The organism is Mycobacterium heckeshornense (assembly GCF_016592155.1).
GTDB classification, from domain to species: Bacteria; Actinomycetota; Actinomycetes; order Mycobacteriales; family Mycobacteriaceae; genus Mycobacterium; species Mycobacterium heckeshornense.
Window position 1 is genome coordinate 3,328,228 of the sequence record NZ_AP024237.1, and the last position, 23,777, is coordinate 3,352,004.

The 23,777-nt window shown below is 66.9% G+C and carries 22 protein-coding genes and 1 pseudogene; 7 read left to right on the forward strand and 16 right to left on the reverse strand.

Annotated elements, in window-relative coordinates; all coding sequences use genetic code 11:
• Positions 1–8: 8 nt before the first annotated feature.
• The 3 genes from MHEC_RS15990 to MHEC_RS16000 are packed head-to-tail and all read left to right on the forward strand — an operon-like array spanning position 9 to position 3,767.
• A complete protein-coding gene (locus tag MHEC_RS15990; RefSeq protein WP_048891604.1) occupies positions 9–917 on the forward strand; it encodes a metal-dependent hydrolase in 909 nt (302 codons plus the stop codon).
• A gap of 13 nt (positions 918–930) precedes the next feature.
• Complete coding sequence (locus MHEC_RS15995; protein WP_048891605.1) at positions 931–2,679, forward strand: SDR family oxidoreductase; 1,749 nt, start codon at positions 931–933, stop codon at positions 2,677–2,679.
• A gap of 11 nt (positions 2,680–2,690) precedes the next feature.
• Complete coding sequence (locus tag MHEC_RS16000; RefSeq protein ID WP_048891637.1) at positions 2,691–3,767, forward strand: PDR/VanB family oxidoreductase; 1,077 nt, start codon at positions 2,691–2,693, stop codon at positions 3,765–3,767.
• Positions 3,768–3,837: 70 nt separating this feature from the next.
• On the opposite strand, the gene MHEC_RS16005 is transcribed toward MHEC_RS16000, so the two are convergent.
• Positions 3,838–6,273: an FtsK/SpoIIIE family DNA translocase gene (locus MHEC_RS16005; RefSeq protein ID WP_048891638.1), complete on the reverse strand. Its 2,436-nt coding sequence runs from the start codon at positions 6,271–6,273 to the stop codon at positions 3,838–3,840.
• Between the two features lie 146 nt (positions 6,274–6,419).
• Here MHEC_RS16005 and MHEC_RS16010 point away from each other — a divergent pair, with 146 nt between their 5' ends.
• Genes MHEC_RS16010 through MHEC_RS16020 form a run of 3 tightly spaced genes read left to right on the forward strand, consistent with a single transcriptional unit; the run spans position 6,420 to position 8,431 of the window.
• On the forward strand, positions 6,420–6,734 hold the full coding sequence (locus MHEC_RS16010; protein ID WP_048891606.1) for a putative quinol monooxygenase: 315 nt from the start codon (positions 6,420–6,422) through the stop codon (positions 6,732–6,734).
• Positions 6,731–7,555 carry a mycofactocin-coupled SDR family oxidoreductase gene (locus MHEC_RS16015; protein ID WP_162490229.1) on the forward strand — a complete coding sequence of 275 codons (825 nt, stop codon included), beginning with the start codon at positions 6,731–6,733 and terminating at the stop codon, positions 7,553–7,555. Before MHEC_RS16010 ends, MHEC_RS16015 begins: the two co-directional genes overlap by 4 nt.
• A 3-nt stretch (positions 7,556–7,558) precedes the next feature.
• Positions 7,559–8,431, forward strand: a complete 873-nt coding sequence (locus MHEC_RS16020; RefSeq protein WP_048891608.1) for an SAM-dependent methyltransferase — start codon at positions 7,559–7,561, stop codon at positions 8,429–8,431.
• 3 nt (positions 8,432–8,434) lie between these two features.
• On the opposite strand, the gene MHEC_RS16025 is transcribed toward MHEC_RS16020, so the two are convergent.
• The 6 genes from MHEC_RS16025 to MHEC_RS16050 all read right to left on the reverse strand — a co-directional run bounded on the left by MHEC_RS16025 (position 8,435) and on the right by MHEC_RS16050 (position 14,261).
• Positions 8,435–10,111 (reverse strand): ribonuclease J, encoded by a 1,677-nt coding sequence (locus tag MHEC_RS16025; RefSeq protein ID WP_048891609.1) that lies wholly within the window; start codon positions 10,109–10,111, stop codon positions 8,435–8,437.
• A gap of 19 nt (positions 10,112–10,130) precedes the next feature.
• Positions 10,131–11,033, reverse strand: a complete 903-nt coding sequence (gene dapA, locus MHEC_RS16030; protein ID WP_048891610.1) for a 4-hydroxy-tetrahydrodipicolinate synthase — start codon at positions 11,031–11,033, stop codon at positions 10,131–10,133.
• 114 nt (positions 11,034–11,147) lie between these two features.
• Positions 11,148–11,900, reverse strand: coding sequence for an FAD-dependent thymidylate synthase (gene thyX / locus MHEC_RS16035; protein WP_048891639.1), 753 nt, complete (start codon positions 11,898–11,900; stop codon positions 11,148–11,150).
• Positions 11,901–12,109: 209 nt separating this feature from the next.
• Positions 12,110–12,790 (reverse strand): cell division protein DivIVA, encoded by a 681-nt coding sequence (locus tag MHEC_RS16040; RefSeq protein ID WP_048891611.1) that lies wholly within the window; start codon positions 12,788–12,790, stop codon positions 12,110–12,112.
• Positions 12,791–12,905: 115 nt separating this feature from the next.
• Positions 12,906–13,412, reverse strand: coding sequence for a dihydrofolate reductase (locus MHEC_RS16045; protein ID WP_048891612.1), 507 nt, complete (start codon positions 13,410–13,412; stop codon positions 12,906–12,908).
• A gap of 48 nt (positions 13,413–13,460) precedes the next feature.
• Positions 13,461–14,261, reverse strand: a complete 801-nt coding sequence (locus tag MHEC_RS16050; RefSeq protein WP_048891613.1) for a thymidylate synthase — start codon at positions 14,259–14,261, stop codon at positions 13,461–13,463.
• A gap of 43 nt (positions 14,262–14,304) precedes the next feature.
• On the opposite strand from MHEC_RS16050, the gene MHEC_RS16055 reads away from it, so the two are divergent.
• Positions 14,305–15,060 (forward strand): dienelactone hydrolase family protein, encoded by a 756-nt coding sequence (locus MHEC_RS16055; protein ID WP_048891614.1) that lies wholly within the window; start codon positions 14,305–14,307, stop codon positions 15,058–15,060.
• A gap of 125 nt (positions 15,061–15,185) precedes the next feature.
• On the opposite strand, the gene MHEC_RS16060 is transcribed toward MHEC_RS16055, so the two are convergent.
• The 9 genes and pseudogenes from MHEC_RS16060 to dapB form a co-directional block, all read right to left on the reverse strand.
• Positions 15,186–16,286 carry an acyl-CoA dehydrogenase family protein gene (locus MHEC_RS16060; RefSeq protein ID WP_048891615.1) on the reverse strand — a complete coding sequence of 367 codons (1,101 nt, stop codon included), beginning with the start codon at positions 16,284–16,286 and terminating at the stop codon, positions 15,186–15,188.
• Positions 16,283–17,479 carry an acyl-CoA dehydrogenase family protein gene (locus MHEC_RS16065; protein WP_048891616.1) on the reverse strand — a complete coding sequence of 399 codons (1,197 nt, stop codon included), beginning with the start codon at positions 17,477–17,479 and terminating at the stop codon, positions 16,283–16,285. Before MHEC_RS16065 ends, MHEC_RS16060 begins: the two co-directional genes overlap by 4 nt.
• A gap of 12 nt (positions 17,480–17,491) precedes the next feature.
• The gene (locus MHEC_RS16070; RefSeq protein ID WP_412176930.1) at positions 17,492–18,520 is read right to left on the reverse strand and encodes a phosphotransferase family protein; all 1,029 of its coding nucleotides are present in this window, start codon (positions 18,518–18,520) and stop codon (positions 17,492–17,494) included.
• On the reverse strand, positions 18,513–19,289 hold the full coding sequence (locus tag MHEC_RS16075) for an SDR family oxidoreductase (RefSeq protein WP_048891618.1): 777 nt from the start codon (positions 19,287–19,289) through the stop codon (positions 18,513–18,515). Before MHEC_RS16075 ends, MHEC_RS16070 begins: the two co-directional genes overlap by 8 nt.
• A gap of 49 nt (positions 19,290–19,338) precedes the next feature.
• Positions 19,339–20,160 (reverse strand): SDR family oxidoreductase, encoded by an 822-nt coding sequence (locus MHEC_RS16080; protein ID WP_048891619.1) that lies wholly within the window; start codon positions 20,158–20,160, stop codon positions 19,339–19,341.
• 13 nt (positions 20,161–20,173) lie between these two features.
• Positions 20,174–21,946, reverse strand: a pseudogene (locus MHEC_RS16085) (carboxyl transferase domain-containing protein); the annotation flags it as partial.
• Between the two features lie 24 nt (positions 21,947–21,970).
• Positions 21,971–22,426 carry a flavodoxin family protein gene (locus MHEC_RS16090; RefSeq protein ID WP_048891620.1) on the reverse strand — a complete coding sequence of 152 codons (456 nt, stop codon included), beginning with the start codon at positions 22,424–22,426 and terminating at the stop codon, positions 21,971–21,973.
• Positions 22,423–22,884 (reverse strand): hypothetical protein, encoded by a 462-nt coding sequence (locus tag MHEC_RS16095; protein ID WP_048891621.1) that lies wholly within the window; start codon positions 22,882–22,884, stop codon positions 22,423–22,425. The genes MHEC_RS16090 and MHEC_RS16095 overlap by 4 nt, the downstream gene beginning before the upstream one ends.
• Entirely contained in the window at positions 22,884–23,618 is a 735-nt protein-coding gene (gene dapB / locus MHEC_RS16100; protein WP_048891622.1) for a 4-hydroxy-tetrahydrodipicolinate reductase, read from the reverse strand. The genes MHEC_RS16095 and dapB overlap by 1 nt, the downstream gene beginning before the upstream one ends.
• Between the last annotated feature and the right edge of the window lie 159 nt (positions 23,619–23,777).

The following is a 23,777-nucleotide window of genomic DNA, read 5'->3' on the forward strand; positions in this document are numbered from 1 at the left end:
AGGTCCTGATGTTCACTGTCGATGACCAGGCGGCGGGCCCCCACGACAGCTCACTCGATCACGAACGCATCGTCCTGCAGGCCCGCGACGTCGAATTCGATTGGGCGAACCTGCCGTTCTACTACGTGCCGGGTGAGCCCTTAGCCACCCACTTCTGCAACGTGCTGCACCTGCTGCTGCCCGCGGGTGAGGAGTGGATCGTCGAGGTGTTCAAGAAGGCGTTGCCCTTGATCCAGGACGACCAACTACGGCTGGACGTGCAGGGTTTCATCAGCCAGGAGGCGATGCACTCTCAAGCCCACGCCGGTGTGCTCGAGCACTTCGCCGCCAAGGGCATCGACACAACCCCGTTCACCGACCAGATCCGCTGGCTGTTCACCAAGCTCATCGGCGACCGGCCGGGGTGGAGCCCAAGACGACGGCAGCGCTGGTTGGCCGAGCAGGTGTCGATCGTGGCGGCCATCGAGCACTACACCGCGGTCTTGGGTGAATGGATCCTCGACACCCCGCAGCTCGACGCGCTGGGCGCCGACCCGGTGATGCTGGACCTGTTGCGCTGGCACGGGGCAGAGGAAGTCGAACACAAAGCCGTCGCGTTCGACACCATGAAGCATCTGCGTGCGGGGTACTGGCGACAGGTGCGCACCCAGCTGCTGGTCACACCGGCGATGTTGTGGCTGTTCGTCCGGGGCGTGCGATTCATGTACTCGGTTGACCCCTACCTGGCCCCGGGGACCAAACCCCGCTGGCGCGACTATTTCCGCGCGGCGCGCAGGGGGTTGGTACCCGGTCCGTTCGAGTTCCTGCGGGTCATCGGCGCCTACTACAAGCCGAATTTCCATCCGTCCCAGCTGGGCGGGGTGGGACGCGCGGTGGAGTACTTGGCCAGGTCACCCGCTGCCCGTGCGTCACACTGAGCACCGGGGAGCGATGACCACCTCGGTGACCGCGTCGGACGGTATCACGCTGGCGGTGCACGCCTACACCGGTATCGACCCCAAACGCCCGACCATCTTGGCCGTCCACGGCTATCCGGATAACCACCACGTGTGGGACGGGGTCGCGAGCGAGCTCAGCGAGCGCTACAACGTTGTGGCCTACGACGTGCGCGGTGCCGGCGAATCAGGACGTCCACCCGACCGCTCGGGATACGAGTTCCCGCAACTGGTTTCGGACATCGGCGCGGTGATCGACAGCCTCGGGGTGGGCCGGGTCCACCTGCTGGGCCATGACTGGGGCTCCATCCAGTGCTGGGCGGCGATTACCGACGACTCGGTCAGCGCCAAAGTGGCTTCGTTCACGTCGATCTCGGGGCCGCACCTGAACTACGCGGGCAAGTTTCTGCGGTCAGCGCGCACGCCGCGCGCCGTCGCCGACGTCGCCAAACAGATCATGGCCTCCTCCTATATCTGGTTCTTCTTGTGCCCGGGTGCGCCGGAGATCGCGATCCGGACTCGGGCGACGGTGAAAGTCTTTGAGGCCGTTGAGCGTATCGGCCGCTCGAGCACACGCAGCCGGCGTCATGCCGCCTACCGGTCGATCCGTGACTACCTCAACGGGCTCAACCTGTACCGCGCCAACATGCCCGCACCGATGCTGGCGCCGCCGAAGCAGCTGCCGCAGACGACCGTCCCGGTGCAGGTGCTGGTGGCGCGCAAAGACTATTTCGTCTCCCCCGCCCTGCAGCGGTTCACCGGCTCGATACCGGCCCGCCGCAGAATCGTCCAGATCGAGGGCGGGCACTGGGTGGTGACCTCGCGTCCCGACGTCATCGCCCGGCTGACCAGTGAGTGGGTCGACCGGGTCACCGAAGGTGCGGCCGCTCCAGGCGAGCCTGGGGTGGACACCGGGCCGCGTGACGTGACAGGCAAACTCGCGCTGGTCACCGGGGCCGGTGGGGGCATCGGCCGGGCCACCGCGCTGGAGTTGGCCCGCCACGGCGCCCGCGCCGTCGTGATCGTCGACCGAGATCTGCCCGCCGCGGAACAGACCGCGGACGCCGTGCGGGGGCTCGGGGCCGAGTCCGCCGTCTACCAGGCCGACGTCAGCGACGATGCGGCGATGAACAACGTTGCCGCACAAGTACTGAGCAAACACGGCGTGGTCGACATCCTGGTGAACAACGCCGGCATCGGGATGGCCGGCCGGTTCTTGGAGACGACGCCGCAGCACTGGGACACGATCATCGGGATCAATGTCCGCGGCGTCATCAACGGCTGCCGGGCGTTCGGGTCTCAGATGGTCGAGCGCGGCCAGGGCGGCACGATCGTCAACGTGGCGTCGGCCGCGGCGTTTGTGCCGTCGAAATCCATGGTCGCCTACGGCACCACGAAGGCGGCGGTGCTGGCGTTGAGCGAATCGCTGCGCGCCGACCTCGCCGACGAGGGCATCACGGTCACGGCGGTGTGCCCGGGCTTCGTGAACACGAATATCGCCAAGAGCACCGTCTACGCCGGGATGACGGCCGAGCAGCAGGAGCAAGCCCGGCAGAAGGCCGACGCGGCGTATCGGCGCCGCAACTACCCGCCGGAAGCGGTCGCCAAGGCGATCGTCAAGGCGGTCAACTCCGGCCCGGCCGTGTTGCCGATCGCAGCCGAGTCGCGGGTCGGCTACGCGCTTCGCCGGATCAGCCCGTCGCTGCTGCGGCTGTTCGCGCGCTTCGACATCCGACCGACTTAGTGAGCAACCCAGTGACACAAGCTATTTGGAGCAGCAGACCGGCCGACCTCTACGGTCGGCGCAAACGCGACCGAATCCTGTCCCTGTTGTACGGAGTGGGTGTTCTGTTCGGCGGCCTGGCGTCGGCGTCGCGGTGGACGCCCTCGCGGATCGCGCCGGTGCAGCGCACCATCGCGGCAGTGGTCACCAAACGCGAACTGCTCTGTCCCGACGTGGTTTCGTTGACGATCGCCGACCCCGACGGCAGGCTGCTGCCGTCCTGGACGCCCGGCGCGCACATCGATGTGCGGCTGCCCTCGGGCCGGCGCCGCCAATACTCGCTGTGCGGGCCGCCCGGGCGGCGCACCGACTACCGCATCGCCGTGCGCCGGATCGCCGACGGCGGCGGCGGGTCGGTCGAGATGCACGAGTCGTTCGACGTCGGCGACACGCTGGTGTTCGAAGGCCCCCGCAACGCGTTCTACCTCGTCACCGACGAGCGGGACGTGCTGTTCGTGATCGGCGGCATCGGGGTGACCCCGATCCTGCCCATGATCCAGCTGGCGCAGACGCACGGAATCAATTGGCGCGCAGTCTATGCCGGCCGCAGCCGGGAATACATGCCGCTGCTGGACGAGGTGGTGGCGGCGGCTCCCGATCGCGTCACCGTGTGGGCCGACGACGAGCGTGGCCGACTGCCCACCGCCGCCGACCTGCTGGCCGATGCCGGGCCGGCGACGGCGGTCTACGTCTGCGGGCCGACCGGCATGCTCGAGTCGGTGCGCACAGCACGCAACGAATATGCCGACGCGCCACTGCATTACGAACGGTTCAGCCCGCCGCCGGTGGTCAACGGGCGTCCGTTCGAGCTGGAACTCGCGCGCTCGCGGCGGGTGCTGTCTGTGCCGTCGAACCGCTCGGCGCTAGCCGTCATGCTCGACCGTGACCCGGCAACCCCCTATTCATGCCAGCAGGGATTCTGTGGGACGTGCAAGGTCAAGGTGCTGGCCGGACAGGTGGATCGCCGGGGCCGCGCCGCAGAGGGCGACGACGAGATGCTGATCTGCGTGTCGCGGGCGAGAGGTGACCGGGTGGTGATCGACGCCTGAAGGGGTTGCGTCGGGCGTGCACCCTTGGCGAGTTTTGGGCCCAGAATGCGCCGTGAATACACGCTCGGCGCTATTCGGGAGCCTCTGCCCCCACGCCCCGGATCGATGCCAGCGTCGCGGCCAGCTCATCGGGTTTCACCAGTACTTCGCGCGCTTTCGAGCCTTCGGACGGCCCGACGATCCCGCGGGTCTCCATCAGGTCCATCAGCCGGCCGGCTTTGGCAAAGCCCACCCGGAGCTTGCGCTGCAGCATCGAGGTGGAGCCGAACTGGCTGGACACCACCAGTTCCACGGCCTGCAGGAACACGTCCATGTCGTCGCCGATGTCAGGGTCGACGTCACGTCGTTCTGCGGTGGGCTTGGCGGTCGTGACGCCCTCGGTGTATTCGGGTTCGGCCTGTTGTTTGCAGGCGGTGACGACAGCGTGGATCTCCTCGTCGGTGATGTATGCGCCCTGCAGGCGGATCGGTTTGCTGCCGCCCATCGGCAGGAACAAGCCGTCGCCCATGCCGATCAGCTTCTCCGCGCCCCCCTGATCGAGGATCACCCGGCTGTCGGTCAGCGACGAGGTGGCGAACGCCAACCGGGACGGCACATTCGTCTTGATCAGCCCGGTAACGACGTCGACCGAAGGACGCTGGGTGGCCAGTACCAGGTGGATGCCGGCGGCGCGGGCCTTTTGGGTGATCCGCACGACGGCGTCTTCCACGTCGCGCGGCGCGGTCATCATCAGGTCAGCCAGCTCGTCGACGATCGCGACCACGTACGGATAAGGCCGGTATTCACGCTGGCTGCCCAGCGGCGCGGTGATCTTCCCGGCGCGCACCGCGGCGTTGAAGTCGTCGATGTGACGCACCCGGGAAGCCTGCATGTCCTGGTAGCGCTGTTCCATCTCGTCGACCAGCCACGCCAGCGCCGCGGCGGCTTTCTTGGGCTCGGTGATGATCGGGGTGATCAGATGCGGAATGCCTTCGTAGGGCGTCAGTTCCACCATCTTCGGGTCGATTAGGATCATCCGGACTTCTTCCGGGGTGGCCCGCGCCAGTAGCGAGACCAGCATCGAGTTGACGAAGCTGGATTTCCCGGAGCCGGTGGACCCGGCGACCAGCAAGTGCGGCATCTTGGCCAGGTTCCACGAAATGTATTCACCTTCAATGTCTTTGCCGAGCGCGATCACCAACGGGTGGTGGTCGCGGCGTGTCGAAGGTGCAGTCAGGACGTCGGCCAACCGCACGGTCTCACGATCGGTGTTGGGCACTTCGATGCCAACGGCGGATTTGCCGGGAATCGGGGCCAGCATCCGCACACTCTCCGTGGCTACGGCGTATGCGATATTGCGTTGCAGCGCAGTGATTTTCTCCACCTTGACGCCCGGGCCGAGCTCGACCTCATAGCGGGTGACGGTGGGCCCGCGGGTGCAGCCGGTGACAGCCGCGTCGACCCTGAACTGCTGCAGCACCGAGGTGATGGCTTCCACCATGCGGTCGTTGGCCGGACTGCGCCGTTTCGGCGGGTCACCCTTGACGAGCAGGTCCAGCGACGGCAGCGTGTAGGGCCCTTCGACCACCCGGTCCAGCGGGAGCGTCTCGTGTTTGGGGGCCGATCGGTCGGCGCGACGGCCGCTGCGAACACTCGGCTCCGGGATGGTGGGAGTGTCGTCCGGCGTGACCGGATCCTGCCCCGACAACCATGGCTGTGCTTCGCCGTCGTCGTAGTAGCCATCCGAATAGTCCTCTGCTGCAACCTCTTTGAGGCCAGCGATGTCGGGCTCACCGTACCAGGCCCGGGTGCCCAACATGGCGCGCAGCGCCTCGGGAACTTCTCGGATCGTGGTCCCGGTCAGCAGCAGCAGACCGAACAGCGCGCCGATGAACAGCAGCGGCGCCGCGATCCATGCGGTCACCCCCTCCGAGAGCGGCCCGCCGATGGCGAAGCCGATGAAACCCGCTGCGTGCCGGCGCGCACCGGGGCCCTGCGGTGAACCGGCCCACAGATGCCACAGGCCGAGCACCGACAGCCCCACCAACGCCGCCCCGAGGATCAGCCGGGGCCGCGCGTCGGGGTTGGGCTCGGTGCGCATCAGTGTGACGGCGGCGGCAGTGAGGACTACCGGCAGCACGGCGGCGGCCGAGCCGACGAACATTCGCAGCACCGCGTCCACCCATGCCCCGACGGGGCGGGCGGCGTCGAACCACGAGCTGGCCGCGATGACGACGGCGACACCCAGCAGCATCAGCGCGATCCCGTCGCGGCGGTGGCCGGGCTCGATGTCGCGGGCACGACCCACCGAGCGCGCGGCAGCGCCGGCGGTTCTGGCCACCAGCAGCCACGTGCTGCGCACGGCATCTGCGCAGCTCAGCCCGATGGTGACGGGCAGCGACCCGGTGCGGCGCTTCCTGAGGCGTTTGCGGGATGCCCTGGCGCGAGGGGACCGGGAACTACCCCGTGAAGCGGCCTGTGACCTGCCTGTTCGGGTGCCGGATCGGGCGACGGTCCTACTAGCCATGGTGGCAAGCCTAATCTCAAAAACACCATAGACACCATTCGCCACACTGGTTACGGCCACGGTTACGGCCACGCGAGCACCTGAGCGGCGGGCCGCGTCGGTAAGGTGACACTCGTCGCGCCGCTTGCCCGCCTGAGGAGGCCACCATGCCCGTCGTCGTTGTCGCCACCTTCACGGTCAAACCCGAATCCGTGGATACCGTCCGCGAGGTCTTAAAGCGTGGTGTCAACGACGTGCACGGCGAGCCCGGCTGCCAGCTCTACGCCCTGCACGAAAGCGGCAACACTTTCGTCTTCGTCGAACAATGGGCCGACGCCGACGCGCTGCAGGCCCACAGCACCGCACCCGCGATCGCGACGATGTTCAAGGAGGCGGGTGAACATCTGGCCGCGGCACCGGACATCAAAACGCTGACACCCGTCGTCGCCGGCGACCCCACCAAGGGACAGCTCCGTCCCTGATGGACCGGCCCCTGCGCGGCAGAGTCGCATTCATCACCGGCGCCGCGCGCGGCCAGGGCCGTGCCCATGCGCTGCGACTGGCCTCCGACGGCGCCGACATCATCGCCGTCGACCTGTGCGAGCAGATCGCCAGCGTCCCTTACCCGCTGGCCACTCCCGACGACCTGGCCGCCACTGTCAAGCTGGTCGAGGAAACAGGCGCGCGCGTCGTAGCCCGCCGAGGCGATGTCCGCGATCGCGCGTCGCTGGCGGCCGCGTTACAGGCCGGCCTGGACGAGCTCGGTCGGCTGGACATCGTCGTGGCCAACGCCGGGATCGCGCCCATGCAGGCGGGCGCTGACGGCTGGCGTGACGTGATCGACGTCAACCTCACCGGCGTGCACCACACGGTCGAAGTAACAATCCCGACGATGATCGCGCAAGGCGACGGCGGGTCGATCGTGATGATCAGCTCGGCCGCAGGCCTGGCCGGCATCGGCAGCGGCGACGCCGGTTCCATCGGCTACGCCGCGGCCAAGCACGGGATGGTGGGGTTAATGCGCGTCTACGCCAATCTGCTTGCACCACATAACATTCGGGTTAACTCTATACACCCCGCCGGTGTCGATACGCCGATGATCAACAACGAGTGGACCCGAGCCTGGCTGGACCAGATTGTTGCCCAATCCGATTCACCGCCGGACATGGGCAACGCCTTGCCGGTGCAGGTGCTCGCGCCCGAGGACATCGCCAACGCTGTGGCGTGGCTGGTGTCCGATCAGGCGCGCTACGTCACCGGCATCACCTTGGCGGTCGATGCGGGATTTCTGAACAAGCGGTAGCTGATGCCACGAAATCCGGTAGCGCACACTGCTTTAGGACCGATGGTACTGGCAGCTGTCGAACAGCACCAGCCGCCCGGGCAGCGGCTGGTGGACGATGACCTGGCGGCAACGTTTCTGCCGGCCCCGGCCCGGTGGCTGACCGAAGCGACGCGATCTGCCGTGCTGCGCAAGCTGTTCATCGCGGCGATGGACCGGTCCGGCCCCGGGTTGTGGGCCAATCTGACCTGCCGTAAGCAGTTCGTCGCCGACAAGCTCGACGACGCGCTCGACGACATCGATGCGGTCGTCATCCTGGGTGCGGGATTGGACACCCGCGCCTACCAGTTGGCGCGGCGCACCCAGATCCCGGTCTTCGAGGTGGATCTTGCGGTCAACATCGCCAGAAAGTCAGCCGCCGTGCGCCGTGTGCTGGGCGCGTTGCCCCGCTCGGTTCGGTTGGTGGCGGTGGACTTCGAGCGCGACGACGTGCTCACTGCTTTGGCTGAATACGGCTACCTCACCGACTATCGGGTCTTTTTCATCTGGGAAGGGGTGACCCAGTACCTCACCGAACACGCTGTTCGAGCCACGTTGGACGGACTGCGGCCGGTGGCTGCGGGCAGCCGGCTGGTGTTCACCTACGTGCGCCGCGACTTCATCGAAGGGAGAAACCTGTACGGGACCCCTAAGCTGTACCGCAGAACGCGCCAGCGACGACAGCTGTGGCACTTCGGATTACAACCCGAGGACGTGGCGGGGTTTCTCGCCGGATACAGTTGGCGGCTGATCGAGCAGGTCGGGCCCGAGCAGCTGGTTCACCGCTATGTCCAGCCGACAGGCCGCAACCTCACCGCGTCGCAGATCGAATGGTCGGCGTACGCCGAGAAGCGCTGAACGTCAGATCTCCAGCACGGTCGGCACGATCATCGGCTGGCGCCGGTAGGTTTCCCCCACCCATTTGCCGACGGTCCGGCGCACCGCCTGGGCGATCCGGATCGGGTCGGTGACGTTCTCCTTGGCGAGCAACTCCAGCTCGTCTTCGACCTTGCGCACCGCGGGCTCCAGTGCCTTGGGATCTTCGGAAAAACCGCGCGAGAGCAGATGCGGTGGCGCCACCGCACGCCCGGTGCCGCGTCGCACCACCACAGTTGCCGCAATGAACCCCGACGACAAGATCAGCCGTTCACCCAGAGTGATCTCGCCGACGTCGCCCGTGACAAGACCGTCGACGAACATCTTGCCGACCGGCACAGCTCCCGCGATGCGGGCCTTACCGGCAACAAGGTCGACGCTGACACCGTTCTCGGCCAACAGAATCGACTCCGGCGGCACCCCGGTGCGGGCGGCCAGGGCGGCGTTGGCGCGCAGCATCCGCCAGGTGCCGTGGATCGGCATCACATTGCGCGGTCGCACCCCGTTGTAGAGGAACAGCAGCTCGCCGGCATACGCGTGACCCGAAACATGCACCCGCGCTTGAGCATTGGTGACCACGCGGGCGCCGATCTTGGAGAGTTCGTCAATGACGCCGTAGACGGCTTCCTCGTTGCCAGGTATCAACGATGACGACAACACGATGAGGTCACCGGCGGTCAGCGTGATGCTGCGGTGCTCGCCGCGCGACATGCGGGCCAGCGCCGACATCGGCTCGCCCTGCGTGCCGGTCGTGATCAACACGACCTGCTCGGGCCGCATCGTTTCGGCCACGCTGATGTCGATCAGATCGGAGTCGGCCACCCGCAGGTAGCCGAGTTCACGGGCGATGCCCATGTTGCGCACCATCGAACGGCCTACGAACGACACCCGTCGGCCCAACGCGACTGCGGCGTCGATGATCTGCTGCACCCGGTCGACGTTGGAGGCGAAGCACGCCACGATGACCCGGCCGTCGGCGCCTCTGATCAACCGGTGCAGGGTCGGACCAACCTCGCTTTCCGACGGTCCGACGCCGGGTATCTCGGAGTTGGTCGAGTCGCACAGGAAAAGGTCCACGCCGGCATCGCCCAGCCGCGACATCCCGGGCAGGTCGGTGGGACGGCCGTCGAGCGGAAGCTGGTCGAGTTTGATGTCGCCGGTGTGCAGGACGGTTCCCGCCCCGGTGTACACCGCGATGGCCAGCGAGTCGGGAATGGAATGGTTGACGGCGAAGTATTCGCACTCGAATACGCCATGGGTGGTGTGCTGGCCTTCGCTAACCTCCACGAGAACCGGTTTGAGCCGGTGCTCACGGCATTTCGCCGCTACCAGCGCCAGCGTGAACTTCGAGCCGACCACCGGGATGTCGGGCCGCAGCTTGAGCAGGAACGGAATGGCTCCGATGTGGTCCTCGTGCGCGTGGGTGAGCACCAACGCCTCGACGTCGTCGAGCCGGCCTTCGATATGCCGCAGGTCCGGCAGGATCAGGTCGACACCGGGTTCGTCGTGAGTGGGGAACATGACCCCGCAGTCGATGATCAGTAGCCGACCCAAATGCTCGAAAACCGTCATGTTGCGGCCGATTTCACTGATGCCGCCCAGCGCGGTCACCCGCAGTCCGCCAGGGGCGAGAGGACCTGGCGGGCCGAGCTCGTCGTTCACCTGCGGCTCACCTTGTGGCTCACCGCAGCACCGACGCCGCGCGCATGTCGGTGGCCAACTCCTCCGCCTGCTGCGGGGTTGCCGGCATCTGGGGCAGCCGCGGGTCCCCGACGTCGATGCCCTGCAGCCGCAGACCCGCCTTGGCCATCGTCACCCCGCCCAGACGGCTCATCGCGTCACACAGCGGTGCGATCTCAGCGTTGATCTTGCGGGCGGTAGCCACATCCCCGGACTGGAAGGCCGACAACATCTCTCGCAGCTGACCGGCGGCCAGATGAGAAATCACGCTGATGAAACCGACGGCTCCCATCGCCAGCCAGGGCAGGTTCAGCGCGTCGTCACCGGAGTAATACGCCAGCCCGGTTTCGGCCATCAGCTGTCCACCACGGTGCAGATCACCCTTGGCGTCTTTGACGCCCACAATGTTGGGGTGAGCCGCCAGGGCCCGGAGGGTGTCGGGTTCGATGGGGACCACCGAGCGGGGCGGGATGTCATACAACAGCACCGGCAGCTCCGTGGCATCGGCGACGGCGGTGAAGTGCGCGATCAGCCCGGACTGGGGCGGCTTCGAGTAGTACGGCGTAACCACCAGCAGGCCGTGCGCCCCCTCGGCTGCGCTGGCCTTGGCAAGACGGATGCTGTGGGCGGTGTCGTAGGTGCCTGCGCCGGCAACCACACGCGCGCGATCGCCGACCGCTTCCAGCACCGACCGCAGCAGCCGGAGCTTCTCGTCGTCGGTGGTGGTCGGCGATTCGCCGGTGGTCCCGGACACCACCAGGCCGTCGCATCCGGCATTGACGAGGTGGTTGGCCAGCCGTGCCGCGGCGGCGGTGTCCAGGGAGCCGTCCGGGGCGAACGGGCTCACCATCGCGGTCAGCAGGGTGCCCAGGCGGGCGTGCACGTCGAATCCGCCGGTGCTCACGGTCCCAAGGCTACCTGCCCTAACCCCGGGCGTGAGCGGGCGCGTCGGTGCGCCGAACCCCGCCCATCGCCGCGCGTTGGCGCGCCCGTTCGCGACAGGAGCTTTCCGCCCGGCTCACGCTTCGGTGGCCAGCGGACTGGTAGCGACCTCGGTGCCGTCGGCCAGGGTGGTGATCTCGAAGTCGGCGAAGACCGCGGGGGCGATGTCGACCAACTGGCGCAGGCAGGCAATCGCCAGCCGCCGGATTTCCACGTCGGCGTGCTCGCTGGCCCGCACGGCGATGAAGTGCCGCCACGCCCGGTAGTTGCCGGTGACCACGATTCGCGTTTCGGTGGCATTAGGCAGCACCGCGCGAGCCGCTTGACGAGCTTGTTTGCGCCGCAACACCGCGTTGGGCTGATCGGCGAACTTGGTTTCCAGCTTGGCCAGCAGTTCGGTGTAGGTGGCGCGACTGGCATCGGCGGCGCTGGCGAGGATCTGGTGCAGTTCGGGATCGTCTTCCATGCCGGGCGGCACAACGATCCGGGAGTCTCGGTCCGGCACGTAGCGCTGCGACAGCTGCGAGTACGAGAAATGGCGGTGGCGGATCAACTCGTGGGTGCAGGAGCGCGAAATCCCGGTGATGTAAAACGACACGCTCGCATGCTCGAGCACCGAAAAATGCCCGACGTCGATGATGTGCCGGAGGTAGGAGGCGTTGGTCGCGGTCTTCGGGTTCGGTTTAGACCAGCTCTGGTAGCAGGCCCGGCCCGCGAATTCGGTGAGGGCCTGGCCGCCGTCGGCATCGGTGCTCCACGGCACGTCGGGAGGCGCCAAGAACTCGGTCTTGGCGATCAGCTGCACGCGCAGCGGCGCGGTCTCGGCCACGGCGCTCACCTTATCGCCCGGCTTGGATCACGCCGACGGGCTCGACGGTGCACGACGTCGGCATCGCAGCACGGTGCTTGGCCCATGGGGTACGCGAACTGTGGTCGGCTGACCGGGATCTCGGACGGTTTGGTTCCCCGGTGGTGCTACCAACCCCGCTGATCGGCTGACCGTCAAGGCCGAGCTCCGCCCGCAAGCTCGGCGAAGTCTCACCCCGCGCTGCTTTTCTGCTCAAACGGGACCACGACGCCGTCGCTGGATGGCTCGCGTCCTTCCTGGTGTGCCGATTCGAGCATCGCAGGGACCGCCTCCAGCCCGCGGTAGACGACCATCAGTTGCTCAAGGATCTTGATCTGTTGCAGATTCGCCTCGTCGACCACGCGCCGGGCCTGCTCGCGACAATCATCGGCCTCGCGCCTGGCGTCGGCGAGCAGTTGGTCCCGCTCCTGCTGGGCCTTCTGCCACGCGTCCTCGATCGCCGATTGGGTTTCAGTACGCATCCTGGCAAGTTCTGCTTCGAGTTCCTGTTTGGCTTCCGCGCACTCGGCTTCGGTGGCGCTTCGCTGCGCTTCCGCCTCCGCCAACAGCTCATCATGCTTCCGCCGCGCGTCCTCGGCATCCGACTCGATGGCCGCGACCAACGCTTCCATCTCGGCCTTCGCCTCGGCTCGCATCTCGGTCACCTCGTCGACCACATGCCGCAGCAGTTTGGCCATGCGATGCGCCATCGCGTGCGGCGATTGCGAGGTGTCGTTGAGGAGCGCGACCTCTTTTCGCAGCGCGGCGGCTTCATCGCCTGACGTCTTCAGCCGGGTTTTGAGGCTCTCGATCTCGTCGAGTAGTACCTGTCGCTCCGCGGTCAACTCCTCGATGCAGGCGTCAACGGCCATCGGATCGTAGCCCAGGAGAACGCGAGGAAACCTGTCTGCGGGTCTGGTTTTCACGGCCTGCTCCCCTTTCTGAAACACCTGGTAGATGCACTAAAACCGACCCACGTTGAGTATGTCACGGTTCACCCACTGCTGCTGGACAACGCCAGTAGCTACACAATCGATACCGCAGCCCGGAGCCGCTGGTCAGCCATTGCCCCGTCGTGCCGCGCCAGGTCTCGTCGAGCACCGGGGCCAGCGCGTCGCCGTCCTGGCGGGGCAGGTCGATGTCGACCTCGGTGACCTCGCAGCGGGACGCCACCGGAAGCGCGAGCGTGTAGAGCTCTGCGCCCCCAATAATCCACACCTCGCCGTCCCGCAGGAGGTGGTCGAGAGTTCCCACAACCTCGGCGCCTTCGGCCACGTAGTCCGCTTGACGGGTCAGCACGACGTTTCGGCGGCCCGGCAGCGGCCGCACTGTGGCCGGCAACGACTCCCACGTCCGCCGGCCCATCACCACGGTGTGACCCGAGGTGAGCCGTTTGAAGCGGGCCTGGTCCTCAGGCAACCGCCACGGGATACCGCCGGCGCGGCCGATGACGCCCGACGTCGATTGAGCCCAGATCAGGCCCACGTCCCCCATGTGCGCCACTCCTCCTCATTGGTCCGCTCTGCATCGTCGTCGGCGCGGTCATACGGCGACGGGGGCCTTGATCGCCGGGTGCGGATCGTAATTTTTGATAACGATGTCCTCATAGGTGTAATCGAATATCGAATCTCGGTGTGCCAGAACGATTTGCGGATATGGCCGAGGTTCGCGACCGAGCTGCAGGCGCACCTGCTCGACGTGGTTGTCGTAGATATGGCAGTCGCCACCGGTCCAAATAAACTCTCCCACATCCAGATCCGCCTGCGCAGCCATCATATTGGTGAGCAGGGCGTAGCTGGCGATGTTAAACGGCACCCCGAGAAACAGGTCGGCACTGCGCTGATAAACCTGGCAGCTCAGCCGCCCGTCGGCAACGTAGAACTGGAACAGCACGTGACACGGCGGCAATGCCATCCTGTGAAGTTCCCCGACGTTCCACGCCGAGACAATGATTCGCCGCGAGTCGGGGTCGGTGCGCAGCAGCTCCAGCGCCGCGCGGATCTGGTCGATGTGCTCACCCGACGCGGTCGGCCACGACCGCCACTGCACACCGTAGATTGGCCCCAGATCGCCCGTCGGAGAAGCCCATTCGTCCCAGATCGTGACTCCATGCTGCTGCAACCAGCGCACGTTGGAATCGCCGCGCAGAAACCACAGCAATTCGTAGATCACCGATCTGACATGCACTTTCTTGGTGGTGATTAGCGGGAAGCCGGTCGACAGGTCGTAGCGCATCTGCTGGCCGAACAGGCTGCGGGTTCCGGTGCCGGTGCGGTCGGACTTGCGTGTGCCCCGCTCCAGCACCAGCCGCAGCAGATCCTCGTACGGCGTAGCGATCGGCACGCCGCCCAGCTTACGTCGCAACGGGGGGAGTAGAACGGATGCCATGCCGCATATTACCGACACCATTACCACTGCCGATGGCACCTGTACCGTCCAGCTGTTCACCCCCGATGGTGACGGCCCCTGGCCCGGCGTTGTCATGTATCCCGACGCCGGCGGGGTGCGCGACACCTTCCGCGACATGGCGGCCAAGCTGGCCGGCTTCGGCTACGCGGTGCTGCTGCCCGACGTGTATTACCGCCACGGCAACTGGGAGCCGTTGGATATGCGCACAGCGTTCAGCGACCCGGCCGAGCGCAGGAGGCTGATGTCGATGGTCGGCAGCGTGACACCGGACATGATGGCCCGCGATGCCGCCGCGTTCTTCGACTACCTGACCGGCCGCCCCGAGGTCAAGGGCGACAGATTCGGCACCACCGGCTACTGCATGGGCGGACGGACCTCGCTGGTGGTCGCCGGGCGTCAACCGGAGCGGGTCGCGGCGGCCGCCTCCTTCCACGGTGGCGGGCTGGCGACCGAGAGCCCGGACAGCCCCCACCTGTTGGCCGACCGGATCCAAGCGGCGGTTTACGTCGCGGGAGCCCAGAACGACGGCTCGTTCACTCCCGAGCAGGCCGAGCAGCTCGACAAGGCGCTGACCGCGGCCGGTGTCGAGCACACGATCGAGACGTACCCGGCTGAGCATGGGTTCGCGGTCCCGGACAATCCGCCGTACGACGAGTCCGCCGCCGAGCGGCATTGGGCGGCGATGCGGGACTTCTTCGGCGCCAAGCTGGCCGGGAGAGCCGCCACACGGTGACGGCGGCCGCGGTTGCGGTCTCAGCCGACTGCACGACCCGACTTATGCTTCGCGGCGACGCGCTGACGCCTCGCCGGCGGGTGCTTTGTCGGCTCCGCGATAGCCGCTGCCTACCTTGCCCATGATCACGTTGCCGGCAGGTCGACCAGCTCGGCCAGCCGGGCGCGATGCCGGTAGCCGGTGCCGAGCGCAAGCTGATCGCTCTTGGCCCGCTTGAGATACAGGTGCGCCGGGTAGTCCCACGTCATTCCGATGCCGCCGTGCAGCTGAATGCATTCTTCGGCGGCATGCACCGCCGCGTCGCTGCAGTAGGCCTGCGCGATGGTCGCGGCGATGGCCGCGTCCGGGTCGCGCCGTGCGCAGGTGTCGGCCGCGTATCGCGCTGCTGCCGCCGCGGAACTCACCTCCAGCCACAGGTCCGCCATCCGGTGCTTGATCGCCTGGTATGAGCCGATCGTGCGAGCAAACTGCTTGCGGCCCTTGATGTACTTGAGCGTGGTGTCGAAACACCATTGCGCGACGCCGAGCTGCTCGGAGGCCAGCAGCGCCGTCCCGGTCTGCAGCGCCGCCGCGAGCGCCGCCTCCGCAGAGCCGGTGGCAACCCGCGACGGCGGCACTCCTGAAAATCTCACGTGTGCGAGGGATCTAGTCATGTCCAGCGCCAACACCGGCGACACCTCGACACCGGTCGCAGCACGAGAGACGGTGTGCAGTCCGAGTCCATCGGGGCCGGCCGCCGGCACCACCAGCACATCGGCCTCGGCCACGCCCGCGACGCCGGTGACCTCTCCGGCCAGACCGTCATTCCCGATAGTTACCCCCGCGACCGCATCGCCGGGCGCGGTCGACAGCGGCACCACCAGCGCCGCGGTGAGCTCACCGGCGGCCAGCGCCGGCAGCGTTTCGGTGTCGCCGGCGGTCAGCAGCGCAATGGTCGCCAGCACCGCGCTGGACAAAAACGGTACCGGGGCAACCGCTCGGCCGATCTCCTCCATCACCACGGCGGCCTCTCGCGCACCGGCGCCTGCGCCACCGAGCTCATCGGGCACCAGCAACCCCGCTACCCCGAGGTCGGCCGCCAACTCCTTCCACACGCCCGAAAAGTCCGGCGGCGCAGGATCATACAGCCGCATCACCGCTTCCGGCGGACACCGGTCGGCCAGCAAGCGGCGGACACTGTCTCGCAGGGCTTCCTCGGTGTCGGAATACAGCAAGTCGGCGTTCATCGCTCCAGATCCTTCCAGGCGACATCCTTGTCGACGCGGTGTTCGGGCGGCAGCCCGAGAACCCGTTCGGCGATGGTGTTGCGCAAGATCTCCGAGGTACCGCCTTCGATTGAATTGCCTCTGGCCCGCAGATAGCGATATCCGGGCTCGCGCCCGATCAGGTCGACCGTCTCGGGTCGCCGCATCGTCCAATCGTCGTATTGCAGGCCCGATTCTGCGTGCAGTTCCAGCTCGAATCCCGAAATCGCTTGCGCTAAGCGGGCGAAGGCGATTTTCATGCCCGCACCTTCGGGCCCGGGCTGGCCGGCGGCCAGCCGCTGCCGCAGCCGTTCACCGGTTAATCGGGTGACTTCCGATTCAACCCACAGCCGCATCAGCTGGTCGTGCATCGCGGGGTTGCGCAGCCCCGGCTCGCTTCGCCAGGCCTGGGTGACCTTGCCGATCATTCCGCCTTCTCGGGGGACGCCGGGCCTGTTGCCGATGGCGAGCCGCTCGTTGTTGAGCGTGGTGGTCGCCACCTTCCAGCCGCCGCCCTCGGGTCCGAGCCGGTTCGCGTCGGGCACTCTGACGTCGGTGAGAAAGACTTCGTTGAATTCGGCTTCACCGGTGATCTGACGCAGCGGGCGGATCTCGATGCCGGGAACGGTCATGTCGCACAGGAAGTACGTCAGGCCTTGGTGTTTGGGCACCGCGGGGTCCGTGCGCGCGAGAAGGATAGCCATCTGGGCGTGTTGCGCCATCGAGGTCCACACCTTCTGCCCGTTGACGATCCAGTCGCCATCCGGACCGTCGCGGACCGCACGGGTGGCGAGCCCGGCCAGGTCCGATCCGGCGCCTGGTTCGCTGAACAGCTGACAGTAAATGTGTTCGCCGGTGTACAACGGGCGCAAGAACTTTCGTTTCTGTTCGTCGGTGCCGAACGCGGCGATCGTCGGCGCCGCCATGCCCATGCCGATGACGTTTCTGCCCAGCCCGGGCGGCGGCGCACCCGCCGCAGCCAGTTGGGCCTCGACACGCTGCTGGAACGTCCGCGGCAGCTCGAGACCGCCGCACCCACGGGGAAAGTGCACCCATGCCAGCCCGGCGTCGAACCGTGCGCCGAGAAACTCGCGGGGGTCGGTGGTCGCCGGATCGTGTTGCGCAAGCAGCGTGCGCACTCTCGCGTCGAGGTCTGCGGCGATGTCGGTGCTCATCTCGGTCTCCGTTCAGATACCAGCGTCCGCGGCTACTTCGCGCGCCTTGCGGACCAGGGCGTCGATCCGTTGCACGGTAGGCGTGCCGGCGGCGGCCTTGTTCTGCGGCTCGTCCATGGCGCGGCGCATCACACCCTCGGCGATAATCGCCACCTTCCACAGCCCCAATGCATGCCAGTACTTCAGCGCCGCCGCGTCGCGGCCGGTTTCGGCGAGGTACACCGCTATCATCTCGGCACGATCGGGGAACCCGTCGAGCGCTGCCGCGGCGAAGCTTCCGGCCCAGTCATCCTCCCCAGGCTCGGGCCAGTACGCCAGCAAGCTGCCCATGTCGGCCAACGGCTCACCGAGGGTGGACAGCTCCCAATCCAGCACGGCGATTACTTCGCCGGTCGTGTGCGAGGTGATGACGTTGCGCAGGTGAAAGTCGCCGTGCACCAGCGTCAGTTCCTGTTGCGCAGGAGCGGCGGCGACCAGTCGTCGGGTCAGGTCGTCGAGGTCGGGCAGGTCGCGGGTCTTCGACAGCTCCCACTGTCCGGCCCAGCGTTTGAGCTGACGCTGGGCGTAGGGTTTGTGGCTCGCCAGATCGGCCAAGCCGACTTCGTCGATGTCGACGGCATGGATCTTGGCCAGGGTCTTCGCCATCGAGAGGCCGATTTGCCTGCGGCGCCGCGGCGCCAGTGATTTCGCTTTTTCCATCCGGTCGATCACCAGGCCGTCGACGTATTGCATCAACAGCAGCGGAACGTCGGCGGTGTCGCGGGTCAGCCCGTAGATCGCCGGCATGGGCACGGCGGTGTCCCGCAACGCCCACAGGATGCGCGCCTCGCGCGCCACGTCGTGCGCCGACGCCAGCAACTGCCCCAGCGGCGGGCGGCGCAGCACCCATGCCCGGTCGGTGGCGTCGCGCACCAGGTAGGTCAGGTTCGACTGGCCCAGCCCGATCCGCTCGAAGCTCAGCGGGCCGGTGAACGCGATCCCGAGCCGTTCGATCCAGTCGGCGACGGCGGCCGGGTCGATACCCAGGACCGCGCTAGTCACCGGAGTCGGTCCGAAACGCCTGCGCATTGCCGAGGAGCTGACCGCCGTCGATCACCATGGTCTCCCCAGTGATCCAGCTGGCAGCATCGGAAACCAGGAACGCAACCGCGCCTGCCACATCGGCCGGCTCGCCAATGCGTCCTAGCGGTGTCGTCGCCGCCAAGGCGTCTTCGTTGTTCTTCCACAGCGTCTCGGCGAGGCGGGTGCGCACCACGCCGGGGCAGATCGCATTCACCCGGACCCGCGGTGAAAGCTCCAGCGCCAGTTGCTTGGTGACGTGGATCAGCGCGGCCTTCGTCGCGTTGTACATGCCCATGTACGGCGCGAAGTGCATGCCGCCGATCGACGACGTGTTCACAATCGCGCCGCCGTGCTCACCCATCCAGGCCTTGACGACAAGCGAGGTCCACAACAGCGGCGCCCACAGGTTGACGTCAAAGACCTTGGCGAAGCGCCCGTGGTCCTGATCGATCAGCGGACCATAGGCCGGGTTGGTTCCGGCGTTGTTGACGAGGATGTCGACGCTGCCGAAACGCTCCAGCGCCAGGTCGATACACCGTTGCGCGGCAGTCTCTTCGACGGCATGGGCGGCGACACCGAGGGCGTTACCCCCGACCTGCGCGGCGGCCGCGTCCGCGTTCTCCTGCTTGCGTGACGTCACCACGACATTGGCGCCATCCCGGGCTAGTCGCTGCGCGACGGCCAGCCCGATCCCCCGCGAGGCGCCGGTAATAATCGCCGTGCGGCCGGTGAGATTTTCAGTGGTCAATTGCGCTGCTCCTCCTCATCGCTTCGCTCTGCATCGTCGACAGCGCGGGTCATCGTTCATCTCCTAACAGGCTGCGCTGGTAGCGGCGCATGCCGCGCAGCCACCGGTCGTAGTCGGCGGCCTTTTGGCGGTACATGTCCAGCACTTCCGGGTGTGGAAGGATGAGAAAGCGCTCCTCCTCGATGGCCGCCAGCACGGCATCGGCGACCTTGGATGGCTCTAGCACTTCGCCAGCTGTGGTGACCGCACGCGTGGCCAGATCGCCCAGCGGATCGCCGGATTGCCCTCCGGAGTACAGCAGCTTGGTGTTCACCCCCATGGGACACAGGCAGCTCACCCGGACTCCCTTGTCGCCGTACGTGATGTTGAGCCATTCGGCGAAGCCGACCGCCGCGTGCTTGGTGACCGAGTAGGTGGCCGAGCCGAGTTGGGTGAGCAGGCCAGCCGCCGACGCGGTGCTGACGAAGTAGCCCTCGCCGCGCTCGACCCAGCCTGGCACGAGCAGTTGCGCGGCGCGGATGTGCGCAAGCAGGTTGACGTCGAGGCTTCGCTCCCAATCGCTTTCGCTGACGTCGAGGCCCGCCGCGCCGGTAATACCGGCGTTCGCGAAATATAGGTCGACCGGGCCGAATTCGTCTTCGGCCAGCCGGATGAGCCGCTGGATCGCGGCGGTGTCGGATACGTCAGCACCCGCGCCGACCGCGGCACCGGACCGCTGGCTGTTGGCTTGTTCGGCGACTTCTGCCGCGGCTTTAGCGTCCAGGTCCGCGACGACGACCCGCGCACCGTCGCGTGCCAGTCTCGTGGCCAGTGCGCCGCCAATGCCGCCGCCACCGCCGGTGACGATGGCGGTCTTTCGGACAACTTCCACGCGTGAATTCCTTTCAGCGGGGGGCTAACCGGGTAATCCAGGCCCGTGAGTCCGCCGGATCGATGACATCGTCAAGCTCAAAGGTGGTGGCGGAGGTGAGCGCCTTGCCGTGCTGATAGGCCGCCCTGACCAGTTTTTCAAACAGGCGTTGGCGCTCGACCGGATCCGCGATTGCGCCGAGCTCCTTTTTAAAACCGAGCCGTACTGCGCCTTCGAGCCCCATGCCGCCGATCTCGCCCGTTGGCCAGGCAACAGTGAAGTCTGGGGCGTGGAATGACCCACCTGCCATGGCCATCGCGCCCAGCCCATATCCCTTGCGCACGACGATCATTCCCAGCGGCACGGTCAGCCGAGCACCGACAACGAAGAGCCGACTGAACCGCCGGACGGCAGCTTGGGTTTCCACCTCCGGACCGACCATGAAACCGGGTGTGTCGCATAGTGAAATCACCGGCAGCCCGAAGGCTTGGCAGAGGGTTAGGAAGTCGGCGAATTTGTCCGCAGCTTCGCCATCGATGGCGCCGCCGAGATGGTGACTGTTGTTGGCCACCAACCCATATGCCGAGCCCTCGACCCGGACCAAAGCCGTCACCACACCGACCCCATAGTCGGGGCGTAGTTCTAGCGCCGAGCCGACATCCACCACTGATTCGACTGCCCGGCGGACGTCGTAAGCGTGCAACCGATTCTCCGGCACCACATGACGGGCCAGCCGCAGATCGGGCGCCTCCCAATCCTCAATGCTGCCCTGAAAATATGACAAATATTGCTTGGCCAGTGAAACCGCGTGTGCCTCGTCACGGGCAGCCAAGCCGACGACCCCATTGCGCCGCTGCACGTCGATCGGGCCGATGTCCTCGGGGCGGTACTCACCGAGCCCGCCGCCCTCGATCATCGCCGGCCCGCCCATGCCGATGTTGGCGTCGGGAGTCGCGATGATCACGTCACAAATTCCGGCCAGTGCGGCGTTGCCGGCGAAGCAGCGTCCCGACACGATCGACACCAACGGTACCCGGCCGCTCAACGCACCCAGCGCGCGGAAGGTCGGCACATCCAGCCCCGCGATGTTGCCCAGGTCGGTGTCACCGGGACGTCCGCCGCCGCCTTCGGCGAACAGCACCACCGGAATACGTTTGCGCGCGGCCAACTCCAAGACCCGATCGGTTTTGGCGTGGTTGCGCATGCCCTGCGTGCCGGCAAGCACGGTGTAGTCGTAGGACAGCACCACCGCCTCGGCCCCGCCGATGGTCGCAAGGCCCGCGACCAGGCCGTCGGCCGGCGTGTTGATGATCAAGTCCTCTTCCGAGCGGCGGCTGCGCTGCGCGGCAATCGCTAGCGCGCCGTATTCGACGAAGCTGCCCGGGTCGACGAGGTCGGCGATGTTCTCCCGCGCGGTGCGGCGGTTTTGCTTGTGCCGCTTGGCCACTGCGTCCGGCCGGCCCGTGTCGAGGGTGAGGAGATGCCGCTGCCGCACCTCGTCGAGGTCCGCCCGTGGCCGGTCGAGATCCAGTCCGGTTACCGACTCGCCGCCTGCGCTGGGATCGGCGCGGACGAAGACCACCAGCGGATCTCCGGCTCTCACGACTTGCCCGGGCGTCACCAGGTTGCGAATGATCCGCAGGGTGTCGGGGGCGGCAAGCACCTGGTGCATCTTCATCGCCTCGAGCACGACGACCTGCTCGCCCGCCGCGACTTCGGCGCCTTCGTGCACCACCTCGATCACTGTTCCGGACATCGGGGCGCGCAGCGCCTCTTCACCAGGATCCAACTTGAGCGCGGCCGGCCGACTCTCGCGACGAGTCATCGCGCGTCAGTCCATCAATGTGGCGGCCAGGGTGCCGCCCAGCTCGTGGGCCCGCTCACGCACCGCGGCGTCGATGCCGCCGACGACCTCCAGTACGTCGGCAGCTTTGGTCAGCGACAGCCCGGTGGCCACCTTCTCGACAGCCGTTGCCGCGCCGACGGTGTCGTTGTTGCCGTGCACCCACAGGCCGTAGGGCCGGCCCGCGACGTGGTCCAGGCTCGGGTAGTAGACGGTGTCAAAAAAGTGCTTGAGCGCTCCTGACATGTAACCGAGGTTGGCGGTGGTGCCGAAAAGGTAGCCGTCGGCGTCGAGCATGTCCGAGACGGTGGCAGCAAGCGCCGGACGCACCACCACATCGACGCCTTCGATCTCCGGGTCGTTGGCACCGGCGAGCACGGCCTCGAGCAGTTCGCGAGTGCCGGGCGACGGGGTGTGGTGAACCACCAGCAGCCTTTTGCTCATCGGCGGTCCTGCAATTGAACAGCGTTCTTTATGGCCTCGCGGGTGCGGCCGCGCTCGCCCACGTGGTCGTAGGCGCGGGCCAACCGGTACCAGCGCCGCCAGTCGTCGAGATTGTCCTGTAGCTCGGCGCGGACGGTATCGAACAAGACGTCGGCCGCCTGTCGGTCTAATTGGCCGGACGGTCGTGGCGGCGCGCTGACGTCGAGTCCCATTCCCTCGTCGGCTCCGAGCCGGGCCAGTTTCTGGTGGGCGACCCCGGCGCGCAGGGTTGCGATCATCGCCCACAGTCCGATTGCGGGCAGGACCGGTAGCGCTGCCCCCAGACCGATCGCGGCGGCTCGGCCGGAGCCGATCATGACGACGGCGATGCGGGTGAGCAGGGTGAGGCAGACCAGCAGTGCACCAAGCATGAACGCGATGAGCAGCTGGATGCGCAGGGCGCCTGGGGCTTTGGTCATTACAGGTTGAGCAAGGGTTCGATGCCGACCGTCAGACCGGGTCGTTCCTTGATGTGGCGGACCGCCAGCAGAACGCCGGGCACAAAGGAGGTGCGATCGAGGCTGTCGTGACGGATGGTCAGCGTCTCGCCCGCCATACCTAGCAGCACCTCTTGGTGGGCGATCAGTCCGGCCAACCGCACCGAGTGCACGTGGATTCCGTCGACCTCAGCGCCGCGGGCACCTGGCAGGCTCGTGCTGGTGGCATCGGGGTTGGGCGGCAGACCTTTTCGCGCTTCGGCAATGATCTCGGCGGTGCGCGTGGCGGTGCCTGACGGGGCGTCGGCCTTGTGGGGGTGGTGCAACTCGATAACTTCTACCGAGTCGTAGAACGGGGCCGCCTGCTTGGCGAAGTGCATGCACAGCACTGCCCCGATTGCGAAGTTCGGCGCGATCAGGACACCGGCGTCGGGTTTGGCGGCCAGCCATGATCGCACTTGCCGGAGCCGCTCTTCGGTGAAGCCTGTGGTGCCAACGACAGCGTGAATTTCGTTGTCAATCAAGAACTTCAGATTACCCATGACGACATCAGGGTGGGTAAAGTCGATGACGACCTCGGTGTTGCTGTCGGTAAAAAGGCTTAGTGGATCACCGGCGTCGACTTCGGCGGATAGCGTGAGGTCGTCGGCGTCTCGCACCGCCTGCACCATCGTCGAGCCGACTTTGCCCTTGGCTCCGAGCACGCCCACCCGCATAGATGCAGCGTAGCCCGGCGACGATGCGGGCCGGCACGGCCCGAGAAGGAGCCGGGCAAGCCCAGCCGTGCCCGCCTTGGTCGGATTTGTCCACAATTCGGGGTTCATCCACAGCGGACGGCTTGCGCGGTGATCAATGTCGGTCGTCACCGATAGGAT